Origin of the sequence: Planktothrix sp. FACHB-1355 (assembly GCF_014748295.1) — a bacterium.
Classification (GTDB): Bacteria; Cyanobacteriota; Cyanobacteriia; order Cyanobacteriales; family Aerosakkonemataceae; genus Aerosakkonema; species Aerosakkonema funiforme_A.
Genome location: NZ_JACJUP010000355.1, coordinates 1 through 5,615, shown reverse-complemented (window position 1 = coordinate 5,615; position 5,615 = coordinate 1). Strand labels below are relative to the sequence as shown.

7 protein-coding genes are annotated in these 5,615 nt (G+C 44.2%); 2 read left to right on the top strand and 5 right to left on the bottom strand.

Features of this window, described 5'->3' with window-relative positions; all coding sequences use genetic code 11:
* Together H6S82_RS15725 and H6S82_RS15720 are read right to left on the bottom strand one after the other, a co-directional pair.
* The coding region (locus H6S82_RS15725; RefSeq protein ID WP_191056402.1) for a sodium:solute symporter family protein at positions 1–1,599 on the bottom strand (1,599 nt) is incomplete at its 3' end.
* An 8-nt stretch (positions 1,600–1,607) separates the two neighbouring features.
* On the bottom strand, positions 1,608–1,862 hold the full coding sequence (locus tag H6S82_RS15720; RefSeq protein ID WP_190471551.1) for a DUF4212 domain-containing protein: 255 nt from the start codon (positions 1,860–1,862) through the stop codon (positions 1,608–1,610).
* Between the two features lie 578 nt (positions 1,863–2,440).
* Between H6S82_RS15720 and H6S82_RS15715 the strand changes: the two genes are divergently transcribed.
* The gene (locus H6S82_RS15715; RefSeq protein ID WP_190471555.1) at positions 2,441–3,250 is read left to right on the top strand and encodes an SDR family NAD(P)-dependent oxidoreductase; all 810 of its coding nucleotides are present in this window, start codon (positions 2,441–2,443) and stop codon (positions 3,248–3,250) included.
* 90 nt (positions 3,251–3,340) lie between these two features.
* Here H6S82_RS15715 and H6S82_RS15710 read toward each other — a convergent pair whose 3' ends face one another.
* Positions 3,341–3,664, bottom strand: coding sequence for a hypothetical protein (locus tag H6S82_RS15710; RefSeq protein WP_190471560.1), 324 nt, complete (start codon positions 3,662–3,664; stop codon positions 3,341–3,343).
* Between the two features lie 185 nt (positions 3,665–3,849).
* A complete protein-coding gene (locus H6S82_RS15705) occupies positions 3,850–4,632 on the bottom strand; it encodes a DUF4058 family protein (protein ID WP_190471561.1) in 783 nt (260 codons plus the stop codon).
* A 135-nt stretch (positions 4,633–4,767) separates the two neighbouring features.
* Here H6S82_RS15705 and H6S82_RS15700 point away from each other — a divergent pair, with 135 nt between their 5' ends.
* A complete protein-coding gene (locus H6S82_RS15700) occupies positions 4,768–5,190 on the top strand; it encodes a hypothetical protein (RefSeq protein ID WP_190471564.1) in 423 nt (140 codons plus the stop codon).
* A 216-nt stretch (positions 5,191–5,406) separates the two neighbouring features.
* On the opposite strand, the gene H6S82_RS33020 is transcribed toward H6S82_RS15700, so the two are convergent.
* A partial coding sequence (locus tag H6S82_RS33020) for a DUF6232 family protein (protein ID WP_206756875.1) occupies positions 5,407–5,615 on the bottom strand: 209 nt, incomplete at its 5' end.

Here is a 5,615-nt window from a genome sequence, read left to right as displayed (position 1 = left end):
TGGTGGTGCAGTCAGACGAGAAACAACGAAAGTGACAACAAAATTGATCGCCATTCCCAAAGTGCCAATTCCCTCCGGGGAGACACCGAAAAACCAAGGTGGCATTCCATAGAATTTGACTCCCACGATGTAGAAGAGGGTGAAAATTAAACCTACCAACATCCCGGCGATCGCACCTTCTCGATTTGTGCGTTTGTCAAATATTCCCAAAATAATTACCGGGAAAAAGCTTGCTGCTGCCAAACCAAACGCAAAAGCCACTACTTGAGCGACAAAACCTGGGGGATTGACGCCGAAGTACCCCGCAATGGCGATCGCAAATCCGATCATAATCCGACCGGCCATCACCCGTTTCGCTTCCGAAGCATTCGGATCGATGATGCGATAGTAAATATCGTGTGCGATCGAACTGGAAATTACCAACAGCAACCCGGATGCCGTGGACAAAGCGGCTGCCAGTCCTCCCGTCGCCACCAAAGCAATCACCCAAGGAGCGAGTTTTGCGACTTCTGGTGTAGAAAGCACGATGATATCGCGATCGATAGTAATTTCGCTTGTCGCTTTATCAGGTGTTAGCTGAATGCGCCCATCGCCATTTTTATCCTCAAACGTCAACAGCTTTGTTTTTTCCCATTTATTCGCCCAATCAAGCTGTTGAATTTCCTCCACAGTTTTGTTGTGCAAGCTGTCGATCAAATTATAGCGGGCAAAGCTGGATAAAGCGGGAGCCGTAGTATAAAGTATGGCGATAAACAGCAACGCCCAACCAGCGGAGAAACGCGCCGAACGCACGTCAGGAACAGTGTAAAAGCGCACAATAATATGAGGTAATCCGGCAGTTCCCACCATCAGCGCGATCGTGCTAAACAAAACATCCAGCTGCGATTGGTTGGCAAAGGGTTTGGTGTACTCCTGAAAACCGAGATCGACTTGGATTTGGTTGAGTTTAGCAACGATATCGCTAAAAGTGAAGGCCAACTGGGGGATGGGGTTGCCGGTCAGCAATACTGAAATAGCGATCGCTGGAATCAGATAAGCGACAATCAACACGCCGTACTGCGCCACCTGCGTCCAAGTGATGCCTTTCATTCCTCCCAAGACTGCGAAAAAGGCGACAACAATCATCCCGATAATCACGCCGGTGTTGATGTCCACTTGCAAGAAGCGGCTGAACACAATTCCCACACCGCGCATCTGTCCGGCGACGTAGGTCATGGAGATGAAGATAGCGGCGACGACTGCAACTAAACGCGCAATGTTGGAATAATAGCGATCGCCTACAAAATCAGGCACTGTATATTTGCCGAATTTCCGCAAGTATGGTGCTAGAAGTAAGGCTAGCAGCACATAGCCGCCAGTCCAACCCATCAGGTAAACCGATCCGTCATAACCCAGAAACGAGATTAACCCCGCCATCGAGATAAAGGAAGCTGCCGACATCCAATCGGCGGCGGTAGCTGCACCGTTGGCGATCGACGGTACTCCCCTTCCCGCTACGAAAAAGTCTGCACTGCCTTTAGCGCGAGTGTGCCAACCGATATACAGGTAAGCGATGAAGGAGAGGCTAACTAAAAAAATCGTCCAAAGTTCAACAGACATGATTCTTCTCACTCATCGATATCGTGTTTGCGGTCTAGTTTGTCCATCTGCACAGCGTAGATGAAAATCAGCGCCACGAAGACGAAAATCGATCCCTGTTGGGCCATCCAAAAGCCGAGCGGAACGCCACCGAGACGCACGGCGTTTAACGGCTCAACTAGCAGGATACTAAAGACGATTGACACTAACGCCCAAACAATCAGCAGATTTCGGATTAAAGCTGTGTTTGCACGCCAATAAGCTTGATGTTTGTCTTGCTCCATACTTTTTTCTGGCTTTGCAAAATATTATTAACTGCGATCGAGGATACATGGCGTTTGTCGGTCTTTCATATTTGTAAATAAATGTTACACAAATTTAATGAAAAAATGTTGCAGCTTATTGATTTAGTTGTTAACGTGTGCATATAAACCGCTTTTGGTAAAGGCTCGTAACTAGGAGACGTACCATCCATGCTCTGCATCAATGTTGACTGTGCGCGGATTTTCTGATGGCAAAATTGCCGGCAAGATAGTCATAAGTCATTAGTTAGTAGAGGCGATGAACTAATGACTTTTCGACTGGACTGCCTTAAAAAATACTCGATTTAGTGACTGACTTGGCTCAGAGGCGTAGTACCAGTTAAGCTCAAATTATCCTGGATTTTCCGTAACAGACATTTTTCAGTTGTATCTACCTAAAAATGTGAATTCCCTGCACTATCTCTGAGAAATGTCTTCAACTTCAAGAAACTATCACAATTCACTGTTCGTCTAATTATCTGCCGAGGATATTGCTACAAAATTTTAAATCTCGGTGGCTGACAGTGATGCGATCCCTCAACGAAAGGAGGTTTTTTTTAATGAACGTACAAGGAAAAACGGCTCTAGTTACTGGGGCTTCCCGTGGAATTGGAAGAGCGATCGCGATCGAATTAGCCAAACAAGGAGTGAAACGCTTGTTATTGGTAGCACGCGATTCCCAAAAGTTAGCAGAAGTTGCCGCAGAAATTGAAAAGTTGGGAGTAAAAACCGTAACGTTAGCGTTAGATTTATCGCAAATGGTAGAGGTGAATATTGCGATCGCCCAAGCGTGGCGAGATTACGGCCCTATTCATCTTTTAGTCAACTGTGCGGGAGTTGCACACCAATCGCCTTTCTTGAAATCTCCATTGCCGAACGTGCAGCAAGAAATCGCGATTAACTTAATGGGAATGTACACCATGACTCGTCTCGTAGCGAGAAGGATGGCTGCACAACAAGAAGGTACAATTGTTAACGTTTCCAGCTTAATGGGTAAAATTGCCGCACCCACAATGGCTACCTATTCTGCTACTAAATTTGCCATTGTCGGATTCACCCAAGCTTTGCGCGGCGAACTCGCTCAACACAATATCAAAGTGATAGCTTTGCTACCATCTTTAACAGATACCGATATGGTGCGAGATCTGCAATGGTTTAGATGGGTAGTGCCTATGACTACCCAAAAAGTAGCGAAAGCACTTATCGACGGATTGCATAAGGAATCCCCGGAAATTCTGGTGGGATGGCAAAGTTATTTAGCCGTGTGGTGCCAACGTTTTGCACCTTGGTTATTGGAGAGCGTTTTAGTGATGGCTGCGCCACTATCTAAGGATAGACAGAAACGCTATCGACGATTGAAACAAGCTTAAGGAATATTGGATGGGCGATCGCTTTTTCTTGAGAAAGGCGATCGCTTCTTATTCCTGAAGTTAGATGACACGATCGTCGATGACAATTATTTAATTTCTTGATGCCAAATGTCTGGTTTTTAACCACATTTCCAAGTCATCATTGCCAGCAACTGTTTCTAAGGTCTTTAGGCGTTCCTCTATTTCTTCCAGCCGATATTCTGGTATGGAGTTGGAGGATTTTTTATGCGATAGCCATACGCAAGCTGTACCTGTTGCTGCACTTGCACCTAATGCGATCGGTATGGCAATATTATTTCTAGTCGGTGAAAAAATCATGCAAAGCGCCAGCATTCCGGTAGCAAAAGACCAAATTCTCGTTGTCGCAGCAAGTCGGCTATCTGTAGATGGCTCAAAATCTTTTTCTGAAAACATAAATTTTTTTCGCTCATCAACCCTTTACTTCATACATTGCCACACACCGATCGGTTCGCGCTTCCTACTAATGGGTTGAGTCTATTGGGCTAAGTATTTATACCTATTGCTTTGGGAGGAGAGGTGAGAGAGGGTGCGATCGCACTTAAAAAATAATTAAGTTCTATCGGAAAACATCGAAATCATTATCGCAGTCCTTGCTCTCGCAACAGCGCATCTGCCCAAATTGCATCTGATTCCGATAGTGGCGGTACTGGTTCCCTTCTATAATCTATTCGCATATTGTAACCCGCTACATCATACACAGTATTTAATAATGCTTGCAGATCGACTACTGGCTCAGCATCTCCTGACTGTAAAGGGATAGGAAACTTAGGAATTTCATTTTGTAAATTAAACGCATATAAATCGGCTAAAGGACGCTTAGCACTCCGACAAACTAAAATCCGATACTGACTCTGAATCCCATTACTGAAAAATGGCATTGCTTGACCGCTTCGCAATAAATCAATTTCTACTAAATTTGTCAAACTTCCGAATACTTTTTGCCGTTTAGCTTCGTATGCTTTCCGTCCTTCCCCAGAACGTTTGTTGACAGGTGAGAGAATTTCTATCGCCGTTACTACTTCTTTTGTCTCCACTTCTCGAATCTCTAAATATCCCTGTTTGCGAATTTCAGGTACGGGAATTGTTACTGTCACAGGTTGTGCTGGGGGTGCAGCGACAGCGACATTTGTTGTGGCGGGGTTTGTTTCAGTCAGAGGACTTTGTACTACCACATCGGGAATTCCCACCAGCAAATCTTCCCCTCCAGTTTCATACATTCGCACTTCAACGGCGACTATGTACTTAGGACGGAGTTGAGGAGCCAAGAACCTCAAAAGCTCGCTTATCAGTAAGTGATGTACTCCTGGCCAAAAGTCAGGATTTTCTAAATAGGGATTCATTCCCGGAAAGGTCGAAGGCATAAAAGTACCTCTAAGACGATCGCATATATCCCATTGTTAGCTTGTTTGTCATATTATAAGCATACACCGATCGAAGTCTGTCCTAACTAAAAGCCCTAAAATGATAAACTGAAATGCGTAGCATAAAAGTGAAATATGGCACAATACGATCGCTTAATCCTAATGGCAGAGGATGAACTGACACAGTACAGCACCGATGCTCGCAAAATTGAAAAACTCCGTCAAAAAATTGGCTTATCAGTGACTGCGGCGGAACAACGACAGGTGAAAGAAGCTTTGCTTGCGGAAATACCAACAGATTTTTTGAGCCAGTTGGTAGAAAAACAACGTCAGACAGTTGCATTGCCGTTTTGGGGTATTGCTGGATTGGGATTGCTACTGGGTATTTCTTTATCGCAGCCAGTTGACTTTATCGCTACAATTGCAGGTACTGGTATTGCGATCGCACTGCAAAAATGGGGTTGGAAATTACAAGCTAAACGTTTGGTATTGCAAACTCTTGAAGACATCGAACAACGCAGCCGCAACCCCGTTAGTAAAGATGCGGCTACTCAATAGATATCTCCAAAAATTATTGTGGGGTAGGCATCCTGCCTGCCGAGATTCTTTTGGAGGAGATGTCTATTAAGGCTGTTTCGGGTTGATGGTGAAAATGGTTTTTCTATTACAGATTTGGTGAGATGGTGGGTGACGGCACGGTCAATTAATTATTAGTTTTAATGCTGAAATTATGGCCGTTGCCTAACTCACGCTACAGTTAAATAATATTTTAAATTATGTTCCATAAGCTAACATATCTATTGCCGTTTCTATAGCGAAATGAATATCATTTAATTCGTTGTTATTGCCAGTAGTTATGTTAATTTCATCTCCTTTATTTGTAGTGACGATGAGAGTGTAGGTACTTTTCAATTGGTTCAATTGGTAAATAGCAAACGCAATAATAATAACGCCTATTGCTATCCCTAATAAGCTCCTAGACA

Excerpts from the sequence above, each read along its gene's own strand:
- H6S82_RS15700 (WP_190471564.1), top strand. The coding sequence starts at position 4,768 with ATGGCACAATACGATCGCTTAATCCTAATGGCAGAGGATGAACTGACA.
- H6S82_RS15720 (WP_190471551.1), bottom strand. The coding sequence starts at position 1,862 with ATGGAGCAAGACAAACATCAAGCTTATTGGCGTGCAAACACAGCTTTA.
- H6S82_RS15715 (WP_190471555.1), top strand. The coding sequence starts at position 2,441 with ATGAACGTACAAGGAAAAACGGCTCTAGTTACTGGGGCTTCCCGTGGA.
- H6S82_RS15705 (WP_190471561.1), bottom strand. The coding sequence starts at position 4,632 with ATGCCTTCGACCTTTCCGGGAATGAATCCCTATTTAGAAAATCCTGAC.
- H6S82_RS15710 (WP_190471560.1), bottom strand. The coding sequence starts at position 3,664 with ATGTTTTCAGAAAAAGATTTTGAGCCATCTACAGATAGCCGACTTGCT.